Source organism: Sphaerobacter sp., assembly GCF_019683595.1.
GTDB lineage: Bacteria > Chloroflexota > Chloroflexia > Thermomicrobiales > Thermomicrobiaceae > Sphaerobacter.
Genome location: NZ_JADGHZ010000005.1, coordinates 1 through 21,834, shown reverse-complemented (window position 1 = coordinate 21,834; position 21,834 = coordinate 1). Strand labels below are relative to the sequence as shown.

The 21,834-nt window shown below is 68.0% G+C and carries 17 protein-coding genes; 7 read left to right on the top strand and 10 right to left on the bottom strand.

Annotation, left to right across the window (positions count from 1 at the left end):
* The first annotated feature begins 35 nt into the window (after positions 1-35).
* Both IRZ30_RS01180 and IRZ30_RS01175 read left to right on the top strand, forming a co-directional pair.
* A complete protein-coding gene (locus tag IRZ30_RS01180; RefSeq protein ID WP_366945300.1) occupies positions 36-902 on the top strand; it encodes a deoxyribonuclease IV in 867 nt (288 codons plus the stop codon).
* A gap of 3 nt (positions 903-905) precedes the next feature.
* A complete protein-coding gene (locus IRZ30_RS01175; RefSeq protein ID WP_294082051.1) occupies positions 906-1,670 on the top strand; it encodes a class I SAM-dependent methyltransferase in 765 nt (254 codons plus the stop codon).
* A gap of 117 nt (positions 1,671-1,787) precedes the next feature.
* Here the strand turns inward: IRZ30_RS01175 and IRZ30_RS01170 are convergent, their stop codons facing one another.
* The 4 genes from IRZ30_RS01170 to IRZ30_RS01155 form a co-directional block, all read right to left on the bottom strand.
* Positions 1,788-3,143, bottom strand: coding sequence for an NAD(P)/FAD-dependent oxidoreductase (locus IRZ30_RS01170; RefSeq protein ID WP_294082049.1), 1,356 nt, complete (start codon positions 3,141-3,143; stop codon positions 1,788-1,790).
* Between the two features lie 113 nt (positions 3,144-3,256).
* Positions 3,257-4,693 carry an aldehyde dehydrogenase family protein gene (locus IRZ30_RS01165; protein WP_294082047.1) on the bottom strand — a complete coding sequence of 479 codons (1,437 nt, stop codon included), beginning with the start codon at positions 4,691-4,693 and terminating at the stop codon, positions 3,257-3,259.
* A gap of 553 nt (positions 4,694-5,246) precedes the next feature.
* A complete protein-coding gene (locus tag IRZ30_RS01160) occupies positions 5,247-5,693 on the bottom strand; it encodes an NADH-quinone oxidoreductase subunit I (protein WP_294082044.1) in 447 nt (148 codons plus the stop codon).
* Between the two features lie 62 nt (positions 5,694-5,755).
* Positions 5,756-8,152 carry a molybdopterin-dependent oxidoreductase gene (locus IRZ30_RS01155; protein WP_294082042.1) on the bottom strand — a complete coding sequence of 799 codons (2,397 nt, stop codon included), beginning with the start codon at positions 8,150-8,152 and terminating at the stop codon, positions 5,756-5,758.
* Between the two features lie 434 nt (positions 8,153-8,586).
* Between IRZ30_RS01155 and IRZ30_RS01150 the strand changes: the two genes are divergently transcribed.
* The 3 genes from IRZ30_RS01150 (at position 8,587) to IRZ30_RS01140 (ending at position 12,991) form a co-directional block, all read left to right on the top strand.
* Positions 8,587-9,723 carry a peptidoglycan DD-metalloendopeptidase family protein gene (locus IRZ30_RS01150; protein ID WP_294082040.1) on the top strand — a complete coding sequence of 379 codons (1,137 nt, stop codon included), beginning with the start codon at positions 8,587-8,589 and terminating at the stop codon, positions 9,721-9,723.
* Positions 9,724-9,953: 230 nt separating this feature from the next.
* Positions 9,954-11,402 carry an Asp-tRNA(Asn)/Glu-tRNA(Gln) amidotransferase subunit GatB gene (gene gatB, locus IRZ30_RS01145; RefSeq protein WP_294082038.1) on the top strand — a complete coding sequence of 483 codons (1,449 nt, stop codon included), beginning with the start codon at positions 9,954-9,956 and terminating at the stop codon, positions 11,400-11,402.
* 311 nt (positions 11,403-11,713) lie between these two features.
* Complete coding sequence (locus tag IRZ30_RS01140; protein ID WP_294082036.1) at positions 11,714-12,991, top strand: Glu/Leu/Phe/Val dehydrogenase; 1,278 nt, start codon at positions 11,714-11,716, stop codon at positions 12,989-12,991.
* Positions 12,992-13,077: 86 nt separating this feature from the next.
* Here the strand turns inward: IRZ30_RS01140 and IRZ30_RS01135 are convergent, their stop codons facing one another.
* On the bottom strand, positions 13,078-14,508 hold the full coding sequence (locus tag IRZ30_RS01135) for an FAD-binding oxidoreductase (RefSeq protein WP_294082034.1): 1,431 nt from the start codon (positions 14,506-14,508) through the stop codon (positions 13,078-13,080).
* A gap of 119 nt (positions 14,509-14,627) precedes the next feature.
* On the opposite strand from IRZ30_RS01135, the gene IRZ30_RS01130 reads away from it, so the two are divergent.
* Positions 14,628-15,383, top strand: a complete 756-nt coding sequence (locus IRZ30_RS01130) for a winged helix-turn-helix transcriptional regulator (RefSeq protein ID WP_294082033.1) — start codon at positions 14,628-14,630, stop codon at positions 15,381-15,383.
* Positions 15,384-15,911: 528 nt separating this feature from the next.
* On the opposite strand, the gene IRZ30_RS01125 is transcribed toward IRZ30_RS01130, so the two are convergent.
* The 5 genes from IRZ30_RS01125 to mnmG all read right to left on the bottom strand — a co-directional run bounded on the left by IRZ30_RS01125 (position 15,912) and on the right by mnmG (position 20,346).
* The gene (locus tag IRZ30_RS01125) at positions 15,912-16,568 is read right to left on the bottom strand and encodes a TrkA family potassium uptake protein (protein ID WP_294082031.1); all 657 of its coding nucleotides are present in this window, start codon (positions 16,566-16,568) and stop codon (positions 15,912-15,914) included.
* A 33-nt stretch (positions 16,569-16,601) separates the two neighbouring features.
* Positions 16,602-17,021, bottom strand: a complete 420-nt coding sequence (locus IRZ30_RS01120; protein ID WP_294082029.1) for a TrkA family potassium uptake protein — start codon at positions 17,019-17,021, stop codon at positions 16,602-16,604.
* The gene (locus IRZ30_RS01115; RefSeq protein ID WP_294082027.1) at positions 17,018-17,458 is read right to left on the bottom strand and encodes a universal stress protein; all 441 of its coding nucleotides are present in this window, start codon (positions 17,456-17,458) and stop codon (positions 17,018-17,020) included. Before IRZ30_RS01115 ends, IRZ30_RS01120 begins: the two co-directional genes overlap by 4 nt.
* 143 nt (positions 17,459-17,601) lie before the next feature.
* Positions 17,602-18,333: a metallophosphoesterase family protein gene (locus tag IRZ30_RS01110; RefSeq protein WP_294082025.1), complete on the bottom strand. Its 732-nt coding sequence runs from the start codon at positions 18,331-18,333 to the stop codon at positions 17,602-17,604.
* A gap of 27 nt (positions 18,334-18,360) precedes the next feature.
* Positions 18,361-20,346, bottom strand: coding sequence for a tRNA uridine-5-carboxymethylaminomethyl(34) synthesis enzyme MnmG (gene mnmG / locus IRZ30_RS01105; protein ID WP_294082023.1), 1,986 nt, complete (start codon positions 20,344-20,346; stop codon positions 18,361-18,363).
* A gap of 305 nt (positions 20,347-20,651) precedes the next feature.
* Here mnmG and IRZ30_RS01100 point away from each other — a divergent pair, with 305 nt between their 5' ends.
* Complete coding sequence (locus IRZ30_RS01100; protein ID WP_294082021.1) at positions 20,652-21,431, top strand: hypothetical protein; 780 nt, start codon at positions 20,652-20,654, stop codon at positions 21,429-21,431.
* The last annotated feature ends 403 nt before the right edge of the window (positions 21,432-21,834 follow it).

Sequence of the window (21,834 nt, the reverse complement as noted above, 5' to 3'; positions counted from 1 at the left end):
GACGGCGCGTGTATAGCGGAGAGATGGAGCGGAGCATGCTGCTCTTCGGGGCGCATATGTCGATCGCGGGTGGAGTCGACAAGGCGATCGACCGTGCCGAGAAGGTCGACTGCGACGCCGTGCAGATCTTCACCAAGAACAACAACCAGTGGAACGCCAAGCCGATCCCGCCGGAGCAGGTGGAACGGTTCCAGCAGCGGCAGGAGGAAGCGGGCATCCGCGCGGTGGTGGCGCACGATTCGTATCTGATCAACCTCGCCTCGCCCGACGATGCGCTGTGGGAAAAGTCGATCGACGCATTCCGCGTGGAGCTGGAGCGCTGCGCGCTCCTGGGTGTGCCCTACCTGGTGACGCACCCCGGGTCGCACACCGGCGCGGGCGAGGAGTTCGGCATCCAGCGCGTGGCCGATGCGCTCAACCGGATCCACGCCGATTTGCCCGGCTACCGGGTGATGACGCTGCTGGAGATCACGGCGGGGCAGGGCTCCGCGCTCGGCTACCGCTTTGAGCAGCTCCGGGCCATCGTCGATCGCGTGGCAGAGCCGGAGCGGGTCGGCTACTGCTTCGACACCTGCCACGCCTTCGCGGCGGGCTATGAGCTGCGCACGCCCGAGGGGTACGCCGAGACGATGGACGCGTTCGATCGCATCCTGGGGCTGGCGAACCTGCGGGCGCTCCACCTGAACGACTCCAAGCGCGACCTCGGCTCCCGCGTTGATCGCCACGACCACATCGGAGCCGGGATGATCGGACTTGCGGGGTTCCACAATGTCGTGAACGACCCGCGGCTGGAGGGCCTGCCGGGGCTGCTGGAAACCCCCAAGAGTGACGATCTGCATGAGGACGCGGAAAACCTGGCGCGGCTGCGGAGCCTGGTCGGTGCGCCGCGTCCGGAGGAGTAGGGCATGACGAACGGCGGGAGCTTCGAGGCGATCGCGGACTTCTGGGACGAGCAGGTCGGCGAGGAGGGCGACGACTTTCACCGGCTGCTGGTTCGGCCGGCGCTGCTGCGGGTGCTGGGCGACGTTTCCGGCCTGGACGTGCTTGACCTGGGATGTGCCAACGGCGCGACCAGCCGCGCGCTGGCCGACCTCGGCGCGCGGGTCACCGGTGTGGATGTCTCCGCGCGCCTGATCGAGTTGGCGCGCCAGCGGGAGGCCGCACGACCGCGTGGGGTGCGCTATCTGGTCGGTGATGCCGCGCATCTGCCGGACCTGGCCGACGCGAGCTTCGATCGCATCACTGCCAGCATGGTCCTGATGGACATCGAGGACGCCGAAGGGACGATCCGGGAAGTGGCCCGCCTCCTCCGCCCCGGTGGGCGCTTCGTCGCGACGCTGTTCCACCCCTGCTTCCAGATCCCGGAAGGGTCAAGCTGGCTGATCGAGCAGGACGTGACCGACGAACAATGGATCTCAGTGCGGGTCTGGCGGTATCGAGAGCCCTTCGCGGCGTCCACCATTGCCAAGAGCGGGCAGCCCGCTCCGACGATGAACTACCATCGCCCGCTCTCCTGGTACGCCCTCCAGTTGACGGCGAATGGACTGCTGATCGATGCGCTCGATGAGGCCTACCCCGACGACGCGTTCGCAGAACGCTTCCCGGATGCCACCGTCCGTCGCCTGTCGGTCATCCCGGCGATCCTCGTGCTCGGGGCGCGGAAGGGGTAGGAGCGACGGCCCTCACCCCGACCCCTCTCCCAACCCTGGGAGAGGGGAGACACTCGCGGCCTTTGTTCCCCCTCTCCCAACTTTGGGAGAGGGGGTTAGGGGGTGAGGGCCGTATCTTCACACCTCGGTGTTGGCGATGTAGCGCCGGGAGAGCATCGCTGCGGTCCAGTCGAGCGTGACGCCGAGCCGGCTGCGCACACCCATGATCTGCGACAGGTGGAACACACGCCAGACGAGCCAGGCCGGCAGGCCGCCGAACGCCACCGGGCCGATGGTGGCCGCCGCATGTCCGCGCCCGAGGGCGATCATCTCGCCCGGCGAGCGGAAGACGAAGGGCTCGAGTGGCTGGCCGGTCAGCAGCCGGGCCAGGTTGCGACCGACGGCGGCCCCTTCCCGCACGGCGACGGAGGCGTTGGCGGGCAGCGGCGCGCCGCTCTTGTGGTCAGGAACGAAGGCGTTGTCGCCGAGCGCGAAGACGTTGGGCGCGCTCGGGATGCGCAGGTACTCATCGACCACGATTCGGCCGTCCCGGCTCTTCTCGACCGGCAGCGACGCTGCGACCGGGTTCGGCCGGATCCCGGCCGTCCAGATGAGCGTCGCGGCGGCGATCTCGTCACCCCCGCGGGTGACCAGAGCACCGTTGCGCACGCCGGCAACGGCAGTCTTGAGCCGGATATCGATGCCCAGGGCCTTGAGGCGCCGCTCGGCGATGGCGCGCATCCGGGGTGTGGTGCCCGGGAGGATCGTATCCATCGCCTCGATCAGAACGATGTGCGGCTCCTCGCCGCGAAGGCTCGGGTAGTAGGGCAGTAGGTTGTTCCGCAGCAGGTCGTCGAGCGATGCGACTAGCTCCACGCCGGTGGCACCGGCGCCGACAACGGCGAAGGTGAGAAGCCAGCGGCGCTCCTCGGGACTCGATGCCACGGCTGCGCGCTCGACGGAGTCGAGGATACGTGCCCGGATCGAGCTGGCGGCGGGGATGGTCTTGAGCCCGAGCGCCGCGCGTTCCACCTCGTGCATCCCGAAGTAGTTCGTCTGGCTGCCGAGGGCGAGGACGAGGTAGTCATAGTGGATTCGGCCGGCGTCGGTCTCCACGACCTGATCGACCAGGTTCACCCCGCGGATCGCGGTGCAGAGGAAATCGGCCGGCACCCCGGCACAGAACGGGCGCAGGGGGTAGGCGATGTGCTGGTCATCCACCGACCCGGTTGCGACCTGGTACAGCAGCGGGGTGAAGAGATGGTAGTTGTGCTGATCAATCAGGAGGATGTCGGCTCCGTCCAGCCCCGCATCCCGCAGCGCGTTCAGGACCGCGATACCGCCGAAGCCCGCCCCGGCGACTACGACGGATGCACGTCGGTCGCCGGTGGCCTGTGCCCGGTGCGGAGCACGGCGGCGGCGCGCCGCGAGCAAAGCTAACGGCACGCCCGTCGCGGCGATGAGCGCCGCACGGTTCCGGGTTCTTGTCTCCATACTGGTGATGCTCCTTGCCGCCTGTGCTCAAGCTTGCCCGGCGGCATGTCTTCGCGCGCAGTATGCCAAGGCGTCGGGCCCGGCCGTTCCGTTCAACCGGGCCCGACAGGCCGCTAGTCTTCGTCCGGTACCCGATTGACGACCATGAGCCGCGGTTCCGTCATGTCTTCTATCGCGTAGCGCAGCCCCTCGCGGCTCAGGCCGGAGTCCTTCACGCCGCCGTACGGCATGTGGTCGATGCGGTAGGTCGGGATGTCGTTGATGATCACGCCGCCGACCTCCAGCACCTCCCAGGCGCGGAGCGCGTGCTCCAGCCGGTTGGTGAACACGCCGGCCTGCAACCCGTATTCGGAGTCGTTGACCGCCGCCAGCGCCTCCTCGAAGTCGTCGAACGGGAAGAGGTTGACCAGCGGTGCGAATGCCTCGCGGGAGCAGACGAAGCTCTTCGGCGGGACATCGACCAGCACCGTCGGCTGGAAGAAGCGCCCCTCGGCCTTCCCGCCGATCAGGACGCGCGCGCCTTCGGAAACGGCCGTGTTGACCCAGTCCTCCGTGCGCGCGGCGGCCTTCTCGTCGATCATCGGGCCGAGTTCGGTCGCCTCGTCCAGCGGGTCGCCGATCTTGATCTCCTTGACCGCCGCCACGAACTTCTCCACGAACTCGTCGAAGCGCGAGCGGTGGACATAGACCCGCTGCACCGAGATGCACACCTGCCCGGCGTAGGCGAACGCTCCAACGCGCACCCGTGAGACCGCCAGCGGCAGGTTCGCGCTCTTGTCGACGACGACGCCCGCGTTGCCACCCAGCTCCAGCACGACCTTCTTCTTACCGGCGCGGGCCTTCATGTCCCAGCCGACGGCCGGCGAGCCGGTGAAGGATAGCATCTTGAAGCGAGGATCGGTAACCAACCGGTCACCGACCGTGCGATCCATCGGCATGATGCTGACCGCGCCCTTGGGGAGCCCCGCCTCATCCACCAGTTCGGCGAAGGTCAGCATGGTCAGCGGGTCGTGCGTCGGCGGCTTGAGGACGATCGTGTTGCCGGAGGCGATCGCCGGCGCCAGCTTGTGCAAGGCGAGGTTGAGCGGGAAGTTGAACGGCGAGATGCCGGCGATCGGGCCGATCGGGAAGCGACGGGTCACACCGAAGCGGCCCTGAGAGCTGGCCATCCAGTCGAGCGGGATCAGCTCGCCGCCGATGCGCTTGGCTTCCTCGACCGCTGTCCGCAGCGTGAAGACGCCGCGGGCGACCTCGGTGCGGGCGTCGCGGATCGGCTTGCCGGCCTCCTGCGCCATTAGGCGGGCGAACTCCTCCTGGCGCGCTTCCAGCCCGTCGGCGAGCCGCTCCAGGATGGCCGCGCGCTCGTAGCTCTGAAGCCGTCGAGTCTCGTCAAAGGCGCGCTCGGCGGCGGTGATGGCGTCTTCCAGGTCCTGGTCGGTGGCGAAGGATGTGGTGCCGACCACTTCGCCGTTGTACGGATTGATCACGTCGAGTGGCTGGTCGGAGGAGCGCCACTCACCGGCGCAGTAGAAACGATATTCCTTGGCCATCGCTTGCCCTCCCATCGCGCAGGTAGCCGGGATGCGTGTGCGGTCACAGCCGCCCCCGGCGCACCTCATGCCTGCGATGATATGCCCCGGCCTAGCACGGGTCAACGCGCCGACGCGGGCCGGCGTTTCCGTCCCCTGACCCGGCTCCCCAATCCGTGTGCTGGCCCGGGGACCGTGTCCATCGTTCGGTGTGTGTCCGGGGATCATGGAATTTGACGAAAAATGTGAGTGTACGCAGTCAGCGTGTGCCCGGGGATAAAGCCAACGGGCTGACAAGAAAAGCCGGCTGACGCCGGCTGTGGAGTGCGGCGGCCCGAACCGCCGCTGTGGTATCGCGCGGCTGCGGCCGCGCGCCGGGGTTGGTTCCGCGCCGACGTTGAAATGCGAGATGTGTGGTGCGAAGGATCCCGCCACCGGTCGGGGAGCCTCGCGCCACCCACTACCGTACGGGCCACGGCGCGGTGGGATGGACCGTGCAGCCTGACGAACGAAAACCGCCGGCCACAATGTGGCCGGCGGTGACGTTGCGTTGCGTGATGTCCGGAATGGGCGGTTACTGCGCGTCCTGCGCGTCCGCGTCCCACCAGCCGAGGTTCTGGGCGCCGATGGCGGCCAGCTCGGTCTTGGTGTAGATCAGCCCGTCGCGCTGCAGGGTGGCCAGCTCGTACTCGCCACTCATGGTGATCGCGTCGACCGGGCAGACCTGCGCGCACATCCCGCAGAAGAGGCACCGGCCGGAGCGCAGGATGAACTCGGCCAGCTCGCGATCACCCTCTTCGGACGGGACCACGGTCATCTCCAGGCAGCTCGTCGGACAAATCCGGGCACACAGGCCGCAGGCGACGCACAGCGGCTCGCCCGTCTCCGGGTCGGCGCGGAGGGACGGCAGCCCGCGGAAGCGCGGGGCCATCTGCCGCTTCTCCTCGGGGTACTGAATGGTCACGTTCGGCGTGAAGAGTCGCCGGAAGGTGACCCAGAAACCTTTGACTTCGTCGAGCATCGCGATGCCGATCCTCTTCTTGCCCGCTGCCCGCGGTCGCCCCGCGCGCGGCTCGTTGTCGCTTAGTCCGCGACGAAGCGGACCGCCTCGGGCGCCAGCCCGTCGCCGAGCTCCAGGAACACCGACGGCTCCGCGCCAAACGGCTGCACCGGCCACTGGAGCGGGCCGCGCTCCAGCCGCGGCAGCGAAACGCCGCGGTAGATCGGTGTGAGCTGGGCGATCTCCTCGAGCACGAAGGACGGGTGCCGGTAGTTCATGTTGTAGCCGAGCCGCTTGGCGATCTCCTGCAGGAACCACCAGCTCGGCTGGGCGTCGCCCGGCGGGGCGACGGCGTAGCGCAGCCGCTGGATGGTGCGGTCCGCGTTGGTGTAGGAGCCGTCCTTCTCCAGGAACATCGCGCCGGGCAGCACCACATGGGCGAGCTTCGCCAGATCGCTCGGGAAGCTATCCTCGACGACCAGGAACTCCAGCTTCGGCAAGACCGCCAGCAGCCGCTCGTCGATCCCGGGGCTGTACTCGTGGCTCGATGCGGCGATGTACATCGCCTTGATCTTGCCCGCTTCGATCGCGGCGATCATCCCGTCGAGATCCAGGCCCGGCGTGGCCGGGAGCTCGCGCAGCGGCTTGAAGCCGTTCTGCGGCACGGCCGCGTCGTTCCAGCGTAGGAGCCAGGCCGCTTCGAACTTCCGGCGGATCTCCGGGTCGTCGACCGGCTGGTAGCCGGGGAAGTAGCCCGCCTCGCACCCCATGTCGGTCGCGCCCTGGAAGTTGGCCGACCCACGGAAGGCGATCACGCCACCACCGGCGCGTCCGACGTTGCCGGTCAGCAGCGCCAGGTTGTTGAGTGCCACGGCGGCCGGGTGGGCGTCGGCACCGCGGTCGGTGCCGAGCGTCTGGTAGATCGCGCTGGCCGGATAGTCGGCCGGATCGCGGCCGTCAACCTCGCCAACCCCGCCCGTGGCGTACAGGATCGCCGCGCGGCGGAGCGTGGCGATGTCGATGCCGACCTCCGCAGCGACCTGCTCCGGATCGACCTTGGCCAGGCCTTCCCGCCAGGCATCGAACCCGGCACTGGCGTCCTTGGCCGGGTGCGCCAGCCCGGCGTCGAGGATGATGCGCGCCATGGCGTCGATGACCTTTGCCTCGGCACCGCGCGGCGGCTTGATCCAGACCTCGGCGCGGTCGCAGAGCGGGAAGTGGTCGTGGCTGATGACGACGGTCTTCGCGTCCCGGTAGTTCCGCGACCAGTACAGCCAGTAGCTCCCGACCGGGGCGGTTTCGCCGATGTTGGGGCCGACGACCAGCATGCACTGGGTGTCGGTGAATGCCTCCTGCATCGAGTTGGTGCTTGCCGGGCGGCCGAAGGAATCCCGCAGCGCCTGGCTGACCGCGCTCTGCCCCTTGTGGCGCAGGCGGTCGATGTTGTTGGTGCCCATCACGGCACGGGTGAATTGCTGCAGGAGGTAGTTCTCTTCGTTCGTGTTCTCGGGCGAGGCGAGCGCGGCGAACTGGTCGCCCTGGTAACGGCGGAAGGCCTCGGCCACGCGGTCGAGCGCGTCGTCCAGGTCGGCGGTGACGAATTCATCGCCCTGTCGGATATAGGCGCTCTCCAGCCGGTCCGGGTGCTGGACCTGCGCGTAGCCCCACTTGCCTCGCTCGCAGGTGTAGCCGTGGTTCACGCCGCGGTCCCACAGGTGGGTCACCCGCCGCACGATCCCCCGGCTGTGCTCGACGTTCAGCGTGCAGCCGACGTCGCAGAACCCGCAGATCGTCTCCGACGCGTCCAGCTCCCAGGGGTGCATGCCGAAGCGGCGGTCGGTCAGCGCGCCGACCGGGCAGACCGCGATGCACATGCCGCAGGACGTGCAGGTGCCCTCGCGCAGGTCGGTGCCGTAGGCGGGCCCGATCTCGGCCTCGAGCCCCCGGTTGAGCACGCCGATCGCCGTCACGCCGATAACCTCGTCGCAGACGCGGGTGCACCGTGCACACATGATGCAGCGGTCCCACTTGTAGTCGATGAGGTCGCTAAGGTGCGTGTACGGCTTGGCGAGCTTCGGGCGACGATACGGGTTCAGGTGGACGTTGTGCAGGTAGGTGTTGTCCTGGAGGTAGCACTCACCCGACTTGTCGCAGGTGGGGCAGTCGAGTGCGTGGTCGATCAGGTACATCTGGAGGATGAACTGGCGGGATTTCAGCACCTCGGGCGAGTGGGTGCGGACCTCCATGCCCTCGCGGACCTGGGCCGCGCACGACTCGACGAGGCCCCCCCGCCTGCCCAGAATCTCCACGGTGCAGATACGGCAGGAGCCCCAGGGCCGCAGGAGCGGCTGATAACAGAGGTTGGGGACTTCGATCCCTGCCGCCTGACACGCCTGGAGGATCGTCGTGCCCTCCGGGACGGTGACTTCCTGATCGTTGATCTTCAGGGTGACCAGCTTCGCTTCAGACTTCACGACCACGGCGTTGGTCTCGCCTCCTCGCTGCCCAGTCCCCCGAAGTCGCGGCCTCGGACTGGGTCCGGTCGCGCGGTGCCGCCGTTCCGGTCACCGGTCGGGACCGGTGCGGCCGCGTATGCTCTGCGACCGCATTGTCCGGGCCAGCGGCAGCCTGATCTTACCATAGGAACGCGCAAGCTTTCACAATCTCGGCGTTGCAATACAGTCCGCGATCTGGCGTGACTCATCGGTTAGCCCAGCAGTCCGGGTGGATGTGGGACGCGCGTCCCGGCGCCACAGGCTTTCGGCCGTGAGCCAGCCGGTACCTGTGTACCATTGTTCACAAATTGCGCGCTTCGTATTGTCAAGTCATGGTCGTGAATGATCCGGCGTACGCGCCGCGTTCCACCACCGTATTCCGGCCGCTATCGCCGCCCTCACCGGCGGAGGCGGGGCGATTGTCGCCTACGCAGCGGACGCCGGCGGCAGATCCGATCGCCGCCGCGCTCCGGTGGCTGCGTGCGCCTCAGGTCGTGCCCTCCTGGCTGCTGGCTGTCCTCCTGCTGACCATGATCGGTACGACCGGCCTCCTGGTCCATGCCACGAGCCGGGATACAGCTCGCACTCCCGACGTTGCAGCGGAGGCGAGCGAGTCGTCGGCGGTCACGTCGGCCCCCAGCGCGGACGCCTCGGCCGCGGCGGCGGAAGCCGCGGCGTTGAAGGAGCAACTCACCTCGTTGATCGCCGACCTGGAGCAGGCCGAACGGGACAGCAGCATGCTGTTCCACCTGTCGCGAGAGCAGGCGGCGGAGTTGTCGGAGACCCAGGCCGCGCTGCAATCGGCCGAGCAGGCGCGCGCGCACGAGGTGCAAGATCTGGAGGGCCGGATCGCGGCGCTGGAAGAGCAAATCGACACCGTCGAGAGTCTGGCCGCGCGAATGCGTCAACTCGTGGGGCCACCCGACGGCGATGACGCGTCGGGTGGCCCCGCCGTACCGGCCGACTTGCCGAGTGATCCCGGTGAGGCGGCCCGCGCTCGGATTGCGTACGCCCAGCAGCGGGTGCAGGCGTTGCACGCTGTCCTCGACGAGATCAGCACGCGCGCGCAGGCGCGGTTGGCGGCGGTGGAGCAGAGCGGCGTGTTGAGCGTGGGGCTTTCCCCATCCGTGGCCGCGTTCTCTCCCGATGTACCGCGCGGCCAGCCCGTGTCCGGCCCGGTTACGTCGGGTTTCGGGGTCCGTAGTAATCCCTTCGCCAGTGGCGATAGCGAGGCTGTTTCCGAGATGCACACCGGAATCGACTTCTCCGTCCCGCAGGGGACGCCAGTCCTCGCGACCGGGCCGGGAGTGGTGCGGATCGCCGGGCCGTCCGGTGCCTATGGCAATCTGGTGGTGATCGACCACGGCAACGGCATCAGCACCTACTACGGGCACAATTCCTCGGTGCTGGTGAGTCCGGGTCAGCGCGTCGAGCGCGGCCAGGTGGTGGCGCTCTCCGGCAACACCGGCCGGTCCACCGGTGCCCACGTCCACTATGAAATCCGGATCAACGGCACCCCGGTCGATCCTAGGCCGTTCCTCGACCTGAGCCCCTGACGAGATCGACCAGGGCCATCGTCAGCGCGGGTTGCGAACCTCCTCCTGGCTCCGGCGAGTTCCGCGCGGATGCGGCGTGGGCGCATCACCGGTGGGTGGCGCCGCGCTCCGGTGCGCCGCCATCCGGGGGGCGTGGAGTTTGACATTGAGGCCGCATTGCCGTGGAATTGGCCGTGTTATAATCGCGCCGGTGTGGTCCCCAGGACCGCAAACAGGGCGGGGTGATCCAGGTGGAATTTGAGACCATCATCGGGTTAGAGGTTCACGCGCAGCTTCTGACCCGGTCCAAGATGTTCTGTGGGTGCTCGGCGGCGTACCAGGCGGCCGAGCCGAATACACACGTCTGTCCGGTGTGTCTCGGACTCCCGGGCGCCCTTCCGGTCATCAACCGCGAAGCGGTGGCCTACACGATCATGGCCGGTCTGTCGCTCGGCTGCTCCATCCCTTCCTACAGCAAGTTCGACCGGAAGAACTACATGTACCCCGACCTGATGAAGGGGTACCAGATCTCGCAGTACGACTTGCCGCTGTGTGTGAACGGCGTCTTCGAGTTCCCGACGGCCAACGGCACGGGCCGGGTCAGCATTCGCCGCGTGCACCTCGAAGAGGACACGGCACGACTGGTGCACCGTGCGAGCAACGGGCGGAGCTACAGCCTAGTCGACGCCAACCGCTCCGGGGTGCCGCTCATCGAGATCGTCACCGAGCCCGACCTCCGCTCGCCGGAGGAAGCCCGGAGCTTTCTGGTCGCGCTCCGTCAGGTGCTCCGCTACCTTGGGGTATCGACCGGGAACATGGAGGAGGGCGCCTTCCGCTGCGACGCCAACATCTCGCAGCGCAGCACCGACGGCACCGTTGTCGGTCCCAAGGTCGAGATCAAGAACATGAACAGCTTCCGGGCGGTCGAGCGCGCGCTGAGCTACGAGATCGAGCGCCAGCGCGCGGCGCTCCGGAACGGCGAGACGCTCGTCCAGGAGACGCGGGGCTGGCTCGATGACCAGGGCATCACCGTGTCCCAGCGGACCAAGGAGTTCGCGGAAGACTACCGCTACTTCCCCGAGCCCGACCTGCCGCCGCTCTACCTGACTGAGGACGATGTCGCCGGGATCCGCGCGCGGATGCCGGAATTGCCGGCGGCGCGGCGGGCGCGCTTCGTCGCGCAGTACGGGCTTTCCGAGAGCGACGCGGCGCTGCTGACGGAGGAGCGGGCGGTCGCTGACTACTTCGAGTCCGTAGTCGACGGGAATCAATCCCTGGCACGGGACGCGGCCAACTGGATCACGGGCGAGATCTTCGCATTGATGCGCGACCGGAACCTGCTCATCGACGAGATCAACGTCAGCCCGCAGCAGTTGCGCCGGTTGATCGCACTGGTCACCGACGGCACGATCACCATGCGGTCGGCCAAAGAGGTGCTCATCGCCATCCACGAGACCGGCCGGGATCCGGACGCCATCGTGGAGGAGCGGGGACTGGCTCAGGTGAGCGATGCCGCGCAGTTGGCCGAGGTCGTCAAGACCGTCCTGGCCGAGAACCCGGCGGCGGTGGGGGACTACCGCAAAGGGAAGAAAGCGGCCATCGGGTTCCTGCTCGGGCAGGTCATGCGCCATATGCGCGGCACTGCCAACCCGGCGGTAGCCAGGCAACTGCTCGAGCAGGCTCTTGAGGATGAGGGATAGGGTTTAGAAAGGCCGGGTTTTCCCGGCCTTTCGTATTGGAAGCCGGTGCGGGATATGCCCGCATAAGTGGACGGGGAAGAACCGCGCAGACCGGACGCACCGGCGGGGCAAACTCCTGGACCCGCCGGCGAGCAGCACCGGGACATAGGACGGATCGGGCCATTGTCATCTTGGGCGCAGCGGAGCGCATGATCCGACGCAAAGCGTGATGGTTCGCAGACGGTCGGGATGACGGTGATCCGGTCTGCCGATGGGTCCGGGTGCAGGTCGCGTGCGGTGCCAGGCTGTGACATAAGGACGGAGGGACGAACGTGCTAGTTGACAGTCCCGCACACGACCAGCCCGCTCCCAGCCTGTTCGACATCGCGGTCGAGCAGTTCAATACGGCCGCGGATGTCATCGGGCTGGATGACGACATGAGGCGCATCCTCAGCGTGTGCAAGCGGGAGCTGGTGGTCAACTTCCCGGTGGAGATGGACGATGGGACCGTCCAGGTGTTCACCGGCTATCGCGTTCAGCACAGCATTGCGCCGGGACCGTCGAAGGGCGGGATTCGGTACCACCCCGATGTCACCCTTGACGAGGTCAAGGCGCTCGCGATGTGGATGACCTGGAAGTGCGCCGTGGTCGGGCTGCCGTACGGCGGTGCCAAGGGCGGCGTGCAGGTCAACCCGAAGGTGCTGTCGCAGAACGAGCTCCAGAACCTGACTCGCCGCTATACCACCGAAATCTCCATGATGCTGGGGCCGCACAGCGACATCCCGGCCCCGGACGTCAACACCAACCCCCAGGTCATGGCCTGGATCCTCGACACCTACAGCATGCACCACGGCGGCGTCGCGGTTCCCGCAGTGGTGACCGGCAAACCGTTGCTGCTCGGTGGTTCGGCCGGGCGGTTTGAGGCGACCGGCCGTGGCTGCGTGTTCGCCATCGAGCAGGCCTGCCGGACCTACGACATCGACCTGCTTTCGTCGCGGGTCGTCGTCCAGGGGTTCGGCAATGCAGGCTCAACCGTCGCCAAGATCCTGCACGGGATGGGATGCCGCGTCGTCGGTGTGAGCGACTCGCACGGCGGGATCTACAATCCGAACGGGCTGGATATCCCCTCGCTGATGGCGTACAAGCGCCAGACCCAGTCCGTGGTCGACTTCCCCGAAGCCGAGAACGTCACGAACGAGGAACTACTGGAGCTGGACTGCGACATCCTGGTTCCGGCCGCGCTCGAGGAGCAGATCACCGAGGAGAACGCGCCGCGCATCCAGGCCCGCCTGATCGCCGAGGCGGCGAACGGCCCGACAACGCCTGACGCAGACCGGATCCTCCACGACCGCGGCATCATCGTGCTGCCCGACATCTACGCAAACGCGGGCGGAGTGACGGTGTCCTACTTCGAATGGGTCCAGGCACTGCAATCGTTCCTCTGGACGGAGGACGAGGTCAACAACCGCCTGCGGCGGATCATGACCGAGTCGTTCATGGCGATCCATGAGGCGTCCGAACAGTACCACGTGCCACTGCGCACCGCGGCCCTGGTCCGGGCGATCCAGCGCGTCGCCGAGTTCACCCGCGTCCGCGGGATCTACCCCTAGGAATCCCGCAGCCGCGCCGCCCCCGTTCGCCCGGGCGGCGCGGCCGCCTCCCTGGCCGAGCCGATCCCCACCTGGGCGGTCAAGCGCTACCCCGGCACGATGTTCTGGTTGCTGTTGAACACGTTGTCGGGGTCATAGCGCCGCTTGACCTCAACCAGCCGGTCGTAGTTCGCTCCGTAGGCGGCGCGCACGCGATCCTCGCCCTCGTTCCCCAGGAAGTTCACGTAGACCCCGCCGGTGGAGAAAGGCTCCATCGCGGTGAACAGGTCGCGCGTCCACTCGACATGCACCTCGTCTTCCGCCGGTTCGGTCCAAACCCCGTTGATGTTCAGCACGTGCTGCGCATCGCGGTGGGCGAAGGCCGTCGCGGACGCATCCACCCGGCCGACCGCCCCGCCCATTCGGCCGATGATGGTGTAGGAGCGGAGCGACGACGTGCGCCACGCCCGCGCGAGCAGCGTGTCGATCGCATCGTCGCTCAGGCCGCCCAGGTAGTGCGACTTCCAGTAGTAGCGCAATCCCGGCGGTGCCGATGCGTCGAACATCCGCTGGTGGAGCGTGTAGGGCTTCGGCTCGATGATGTCGGCGATGGGTGAGCCGAATGCCTTCAGCGGCCTGAGCACCTCGGCACCCGCGGCGATGTCTCCCGCGTAGCATGCCAGAATGGCGACCACCGGCTGGCGCCAGTGCGCGGCGGGGATCCACGGGACTTCCGGTGCGTACCTGAGCAGCACGATCGTTCCCAAGGCATTCGGTACGCCTTCGATGTAGTCGCGGTAGAAGCGCAACACCTCACCTGCCGCGCTGGCGGGGTAGAGGATCGCGCCGGCGAGGACTGTCGGGCCGAGCGGATGGAGGTCGAAGGTGAACGAGGTCACGACTCCGAAGTTCCCGCCGCCGCCCCGGAGTGCCCAGAAGAGGTCGGGATGTTCCTCCTCGCTGGCGGTGATGAAGGCACCATCGGCGGTGACGACGTCTGCGGCGCGGAGGTTGTCGCAGGTGAGGCCGAAGGCACGCATGAGCCAGCCGATGCCCCCGCCGAGGGTCAGGCCCGAGAGGCCGGTGGTCGACGCGATCCCGCTGGTGACTGCAAGGCCGAACGCCTGTGTCTCGTGGTCGAGATCCCCGTTGAGGATGCCCGGTTGCAGGCGAACCGTACGCGCCACGGGATCCACGCGAATCCCCTTCATGCGTGAGAGATCCAGCACCAGGCCGTCGTCCCGCAGGGCGGTCCCAGCGACGTTGTGGCCGCCAGCGCGCACGGCCAGCGGGATGTCCCGCTCGCGGGCGAAGCGCAGCGTGGCGAGCACATCCGCCACCCCGGTGCAGCGGACGATCGCGGCCGGTCGCTTGTCGATCATGGCGTTCCAGAGCGCGCGCGCCTCATCGTAGCCGGGGGCCGCAGGCAGGAGCACGTCGCCCCGAACGTGCTCCTGGAGCACTGCCCAGGGCGCGCTGGTCGCCGGTGTACTCGGCGGGGACGTGTCAGCGCTGGTAGTTGCACGCCTCGTCGTCATGGCACGCTCTCCTTCAATACGAGCAACTGAATTGCGGCTATGGTGGTGATAACAGTAGACTAGAGCGGACACTAGTACGATTTCTGAAGTCCTGCCTGCGGTGGGAGAGAGGTCCAGCGATGACGCGCTACCGCCAGTTCTGCCCGATCGCGAAGGGGGCCGAGATTTTCGCGGAACGCTGGACGCCGCTCATCCTGCGGGAGCTGCTCTGCGGCAGCCACCGGTTCGCTGAGATTCAGCGGGGGATACCGCGCATGTCGCAGAGCCTGCTGGCCACCCGGCTCCGATCGCTGGAGCGGGAGGGGATCATCGAGCGCCGCCCGGCTCGGGATGGTCGCGGCTCGGAGTACCACCTGACCCCGGCCGGGCGCGAACTTGGGACGGTCGTGGAGCTACTGGGAGGTTGGGGCTATCGCTGGGCGCTCGGGCAGTTGCGTGGCGAAGATCTGGATCCTCCGTCGGTGTTGTGGTTCCTGCATCGGTACATCCGCGTCGACCGGCTCCCCGCGAAGACGGTTGTGGTCCGGGTCGACTTGCGCGACGACCCACTGCACGCGTGGTGGCTGATCCTGCGGTCGACGGGAGTCGAGCTGTGCTTCCGCGATGAGGGATTCGCCGTCGACCTGTGGGTGACTGCGGACACCCCGACGCTGGCCAGCATCATCCTCGGCGAGTTGGAGCCACGGGCGGCCATGCGCTCGGGCCGCCTCCAGGTGGACGGGCCAAACCCGCTGGTACGCCAGTTCCCGGACTGGCTCGGCGTCACCCAATTCGCGCGCTATGGCCGGCCAGGCGAGATCGACCACCTCCTCGAACCCGGCATCACCTGGGCGGCCCTGGCGGCGCCCGATGCGGAGCCGGTGGTGTCGGAGTAGCCGGGGAAGCGAGGGTCTGGCTGGTAGGAGCCTCGGTGGGGCTGAAGTACCGGCATGGGCCCGGGGCTCAAGCCCCGGGCTGACAAGGAAAGCCGGCTAAAGCCGGCTGGAACCCTACGAGGCATTGATCTCGGCAATACGGTCGCCAACGTCCAGATACGTGCCCGGGGCTAATGGAGTTTGACGAATTAACCCGGTAAACCCGCCAGCCGCCCCCGGCTCCGCTCAGGATGACACGCGGGGAGCCGGGGGCGGCGGCCAGCCGCACCCGGCGCAGCGAAGGATGACAAAGACGAGACGACGGTGACCGGTACATGTACCATGGTAATTCGTCAAACTCCATAAGCCCCGGGCACGCGCCAACCGGCGAACACCTACACATTTCATGTTTCGTCGAACTCGATGACCCCCTTGCACGGGCCGCGCCGCCAGAACGGTCGCTCAAGCCCCCAGACCAAGAGAGGTGTTGTTCCGTACCGCCGCACGGGGCCGGGCACGGACGCCAGTTGGGGCTCGTGAGCCGACACGTCAGTCCACGAGGAGGTGGCGGAGTTCCTCTTCGCGCTCGCGTTTGGTGACGGCGATGATCTCGTCGCCAGCGCGGATGACGGTCTGGCCGGTGGGGATGATGAGGTCGCCGGCGCGGAGGACGGCCGTGACGTTGACCTCCGGCGGGAACTGGATGCGCTCGATCGGTTGATCGACCACCGGTGAGTCGTCGGACACCTTGGCTTCGACGATGGCCAGGTCGGCGTGGCGCAGCGCGAGGAGGTGGACGAACGGTCGCTCCGGGATCTGCTGCTCGATGATGCTGAGGATGACGTTGGTCTGGCTCACGGTCACGTCGATGCCGAGCTTGCGGAACAGCTCCTCGTTCTTGGGGTTGTTGACCCGGGCGATGGCCCGCGCGACGCCGAAGCGCTCCTTGGCCATCTGGCAGATGACGAGGTTGTCTTCGTCATCACCGGTGACGGCGATGACGACGTCGGCGCGCCCTGCTCCAGCGGCCTCCAGGATCGCGGCCTCGGCCCCGTCGCCCTGCATGACGACGGCGCCGAAGCGCTCGGCGTAGATCTGGCACTTGATCGGGTTCTTCTCGATCAGGAAGACCTCGTAGCCCTCGTGCACCAGGGTCTTGGTGAGGTAGTAGCCGACCTTCCCGCCCCCGACGACGATGATGTACATGTGTCGCTCCTGTGCCTGTCTGCGCGCTCGGCGCTAGCCCTGCGGCGACGCCGCGCCCGCCAGGACCTGCTCCTCAATCAGGCTGGCGACGGTCGTCGTCGGGCAGACCACGGTGAGCCCGAGCTCGCGGAAGATCTCCGCGCGCACGGGGTCATAGACCCGCAGCACGACGCGGGGAACGTGGTAGATCTTCTGAGCGATCTGGGCGGCCATGATGTTGGTGTTGTCGTCGTCGGTGACGGCGACGAACACGTCCGCGTGCTCGATGCCGGCCGAGCGCAGTACGTCCTCATCGATGCCGGTGCCGACGATCACGCGCCCTGGAAACTCCTCGGGTAGCTGCCGAAACGCATGTGGCTTGATGTCGACCACCACGACGTCGTGTCCCCGGGTCGTGAAGTCTGATGCGAGGCGCCAGCCGACGCGCCCGCAGCCGACGATGAGGATCCTCATCGTGCCTCCCCAATCTCCCCGGCTATGCGCAGCAGGATGACATCGCACGGGGCATTGTCGAGGACGTAGGGTGCCACGTCCCCCTGAGTCAATTGGCCGTAGCGACGTTGGTTGGTCGTCCCCAGAACGATCGTATCAGCGCCCCGCTCGATGGCCTCGTCCACGATTGCCGCTGCTGCTAACCGGGCCTGGAGCAACGTCGTGGTTACGCTCGCCCAAGGGTGGCCCCCGCGCTCCCGGGCATGGTCCTCAGCCCGCTGCAGCACCTCCTCGCCGATCGCGATCAGCTCTGGGAGGTCGGCATCGAGCGGAAAACGCTGAGGAACTTCCACGACGTACACCAGGATCAGGTGGATGCGGCCGGTTCGGTTCGTTAGAGCCGAGGCCAGGTCGATACTGGGAAAGTCAGCGGGTCCCCCATCAACAGGGACGACCACGGTGCGATCCAGGGTGTGTACCCTCCACAAGACCAGTCAACGCCGCGCCGGCAGAATTCGCGCCGCCGTGGACCGGTAGTATGCCCCACTACACGACGCTACGCAACGCGGTCTACGGCGGTAATGTCGTGTAAACGCATGGCTCATACCCCCGAGGCCAGGCGCATCACCAGCGACTCCGGCAAGCCCGCCTCGCGCATCTGCGCCTGCGTGTCGGCGATGCGGTATTCAGCGCGGTGGAAGGTCACCCGCCGAGCCTCCGGCTCGAAAATGGCGTACGACGCGCGGGGGTCGCCGTCGCGCGGCTGCCCCACCGCGCCCGGGTTGATGATGTAGCGGCCGCTAGAGACATCGAGGACCTCGCCGTCGTCGGGGTGGTGCGGCGCGATGTTCGCCAGGGCCTCATCCTCCCTGATGTAGAGGGGCACATGCGTGTGGCCGACGAAGCACAACTGCGTGTCGAAGGCGGAGAAGTTCAGTGCTGCGATGCGGGCGTTGTAGATGTACTCCCAGATCGGGTGCCGCGGGCTGCCGTGCACGATGGTCCAGTCGCCGTCGATCATGCGATTGGGGAGTGACTCCAGATACTGAAGGTGCTCGGCCTGGAGCTGCATGGTGGTCCAGTAGCTGGCGAAACGCGCGACGGGGTTGAACTCGTCCAGGGAGAGGCGCCCGATGCACGCCCAGTCGTGGTTGCCGATGACGCTGATGTTGGGCGCCAGCACCCGCACCAGTTCCACGCACTCGCGCGGCCGCGGCCCATAGCCGACGATGTCACCCAAGGACCAGATGTCGTCCACTCGCCCGGCGTCACTCAGGACCGTCTCGAGCGCGACGAGGTTGGCGTGGACGTCTGAGATGATCAGGATCCGCATGCGGGTATCCTTGTGCTCCCGCGAACGCTACCGCGCGAAGGCCGTAGGTCGCTCCTCGACGCTCGCCGCACCCCGTTCGAGGTGCACCATCAACACCGCCACGTCGCCGGGCGTCACACCGGCGATACGGCTGGCCTGGCCCAGCGTCGCGGGGCGGAAGCGCGCCAGCTTCTCTTTCGCCTCGTTGCGCAGGCCCGCCAGCGCCGCGTAATCGATCCCATCGGGGATCGGACGCTCCTCCAGGTGGCGTATGCGCTCGACGCGCGCCAGTTCCTTCTCGATGTAGGCCTCATAACGCGCCTCGACCTCGACCCGCTCGGCCAGGCGGGGCGGGAGGGCCAGATGCTCGCCGCCGAGCGCCTCCAGGACGCCCGCCAGCGCCTCGTAATGCACCTCCGGCCGCCGGAGGTAGTCGAGCGCCGTCTGGTTCCGCGCCAGCGGCGGCAACCCGGCTCGCTCCAGCGCCTCCGCGGTGCGTGGATTCATCGACAGGTGATAGGCGGCCAATCGCGCCAGGGTCTCGGTGATGAGGCGGCACTCGGCTTGGACGGCCTCCCAGCGCTCGCGCGAGATCAGGCCGAAGCGATAGGCGATGCCCGACAGGCGGGCCTCGGCGTTGTCGCAGCGCAGGAGCAGGCGGTGCTCGGCACGAGAGGTGAGCATCCGGTACGGCTCGACGAACTCCTGGGTGGTCAGGTCGTCGATCATCACGCCGATGTAGCTCTGATCGCGTCGGAGCACAAGCGGCTCAGCACCCTGGGTGAAGCAGGCGGCGTTCAAGCCGGCCACGATCCCCTGGCCCGCCGCCTCCTCGTAGCCTGAGGTGCCGCAGACCTGCCCGGCGAAGAAGAGGCCGTCGACGCGTCGTGCGGCCAGGGTACGGGTCAATTCGGACGAGTCGATCGCGTCGTACTCGACGGCGTAGCCGTAGCGGGTAATCGTCGCCTCGGCCAGTGCCGGGATCGTCCGCAGGAACGCGAGCTGGACGTCCTGGGGAAGGCTGGTGTTGGCGCCCTGGACGTAGACCTCGGTCGTCCGCCACCCCTCCGGCTCCAGGAAGAGGCCGTGGGACGGCTTATCGCGGAAGCGGACGATCTTGTCCTCGATCGAGGGGCAGTAGCGCGTGCCGACCGCCTGGATGGTGCCGTTGAACATCGGCGCGCGGTCGATGTTGGCCGCGATGATGTCGTGGGTGGCGGGGTTGGTGTGGATCAGGTAGCAGGGCATCTGGACCCGCCAGCCGTCCGTGATGCCGGGGTAGATCGGCAGCGGCGGCAGCTCCAGCCGCTCGATCTGGCCGTTGGCGCCGTCGAAGCTGAACCAGAGTGGACGATCGCTCCCGGTTTGCAGCTCCGTCTTGCTGAAGTCGATGCTGCGCGCGTCGATGCGGGGCGGCGTGCCGGTCTTGAGCCGGCGGAGGCGGATGCCGAGGTCGCTCAGCGAGGCCGAGAGGGCGGTAGCTGCCGGGTCGCCGGCCCGGCCGCCTGTCGCGCGCCACTCGCCCGCGATCATGCGGCCGCGGAGGAAGGTGCCCGCGGTGACGACGACTGCACCGGCCAGGTAGCGGTTCCCGGCGTCGGTGCGGACGGCCTGGACGCGGTGCCGTCCCCCGTTGGTGACCAGCTCGATGTCGGTGACGGCCTCCTGACGCAGGGTGAGCCGCGGCTGGCGCTCCAGCGCCTCCTTCATGGCCATGGGGTAGAGCATCTTGTCCGCCTGCGCCCGTGGCGCCTGGACCGCGGGGCCCTTGCTCGTGTTGAGCATGCGGATCTGGATGGCGGTGCGGTCGATGGCCCGTCCCATCTCGCCCCCGAGGGCATCGACCTCACGCACCAGGTGGCCCTTCGCGGGACCGCCGATGGACGGGTTACACGGCATAAAGCCGATCCGGTCGAGGTTCGGGGTCAGGACCAGGGTCGTGCAGCCCGCCCGCGCCGCGGCGAGCGCGGCTTCGCAGCCCGCGTGGCCGGCTCCGATGACAATGACATCGAACTGTTCAGTGTATCCGCTCATTATGCCAGCGAAGTATAGGGTGCGGCCCGGTCGCTGACAATCGACATTGGTGCTAATTCCGCGGCCGCGCACGCTTCTTGCGGTCGCAGCGGCGGCCGTCACCGTCGCGGCTGCCCGTTGGGGGCACTGGGACTGGCGAAGCGCTCTCCACATGGGAGGCGTGGGCCGGGACCGCAGCGCGGCGGGACGCCCACGGGAGTGGAGGTGCATCAATGAGGCAACGCGAGCCTGATCCACTGGCAATTGGTGCGGTTGTGGCGGTATCCGCTGCGGCTGCTGCAGGGGTGGGGAGCCTGGTCGCCGCCATGCTCCGACGCAGGCGCCCCAAGCCCAAACCGGCGGCCACGATCCCGTCCATGGCCGCGCTCATGGAAGATCCGCGTGTCCGCTCGGTGGCGGAGACGGCGCGGACCGCGCTAGAGCAGGCGAAAGCGACGGTGGAGTCCTCCGATCGGGAGGCGATGCGCCGTGAGCTGGCGCGGCGGGTGGAGCCGCTGGTGGCGGCGGCGCGGACGGACCTGCCGCCGCTGACCAAAGAGGCCACGCAGCGAGCGCTGCGGGCAGCCGAGCGGCTCCGCGAAGAGGGGACGGAGCGACTGCGCACCGACGTGCAGCCAGCCGCACGCACCCTGGCCCAGGAAGCCGTCGCGGAGGCGGAGGAAATCCTGGCCGCGGCGCGGGAGCGGGCCGCCGACTTGAGCGAGTCAGCAGAGGAATACCTGCCGCAGGTCGGGGCGCGGGCCGCGGCGCTCGCCGGGCTGGCCGCCGGGTCGGCCACGGCGGCGGCGCAGCAACTGGGGGCGCGGCTGAGTGGAGCGATCGAGTCGCGCCGCCGGCAGTCGCAGCGAGCGCGCAAGCCGGGAGTACGGCAGCGCAGTGGCGCCGCGGTGCAGCGGGCCGGCGCTAGTGTCGTCTCGGCGACGACCGAGTCCGCGTTGATTCTCTTCTGGGCCGGTGCGCTGAGCGCCGTGGTGTACTTCGGCGTGCTGAACCCGCAGCAGCGGGAGCGCGTGCGCCGGGCGATGACCGGTGCCTACCAGCGCGTGCGGCGGATGGTCGAGGACCGCCGCAGCGGGACGGCGTAGGCTCGCACTACCCGGAAGGCTCATTCTGGGAGTGCGGGCCTCGCTTTCTCACATGGCACTGCGTACGAAACCCCGCCCGTGGCGGTATACGCCACGGGCGGGGTTCTCTGTCCATCCCTGCGGGACGTGTCCAACCCAACTCAGGCAGACACGTGCTGGACGTTGACCGACGACGCTCGTATGCCGGGCGCCCCGTCTCCCGCTCGCCTCAGCCGGCTCGGGGAATGGGCTCGCACTACGGCGTTGGGTCCCCGACGCCCGGCATGGGCCCGGGGCTGATGAACTGTGTCGAATTAATCCGGTGAACGCGACAGCCGTCCGCGCCCCCGCGTTGTCATCCTGAGCGGAGCCGGGGGCGGCGGCCAGCCGCCCTCGGCGCAGCGAAGGATCTCCCCGCTGCGTG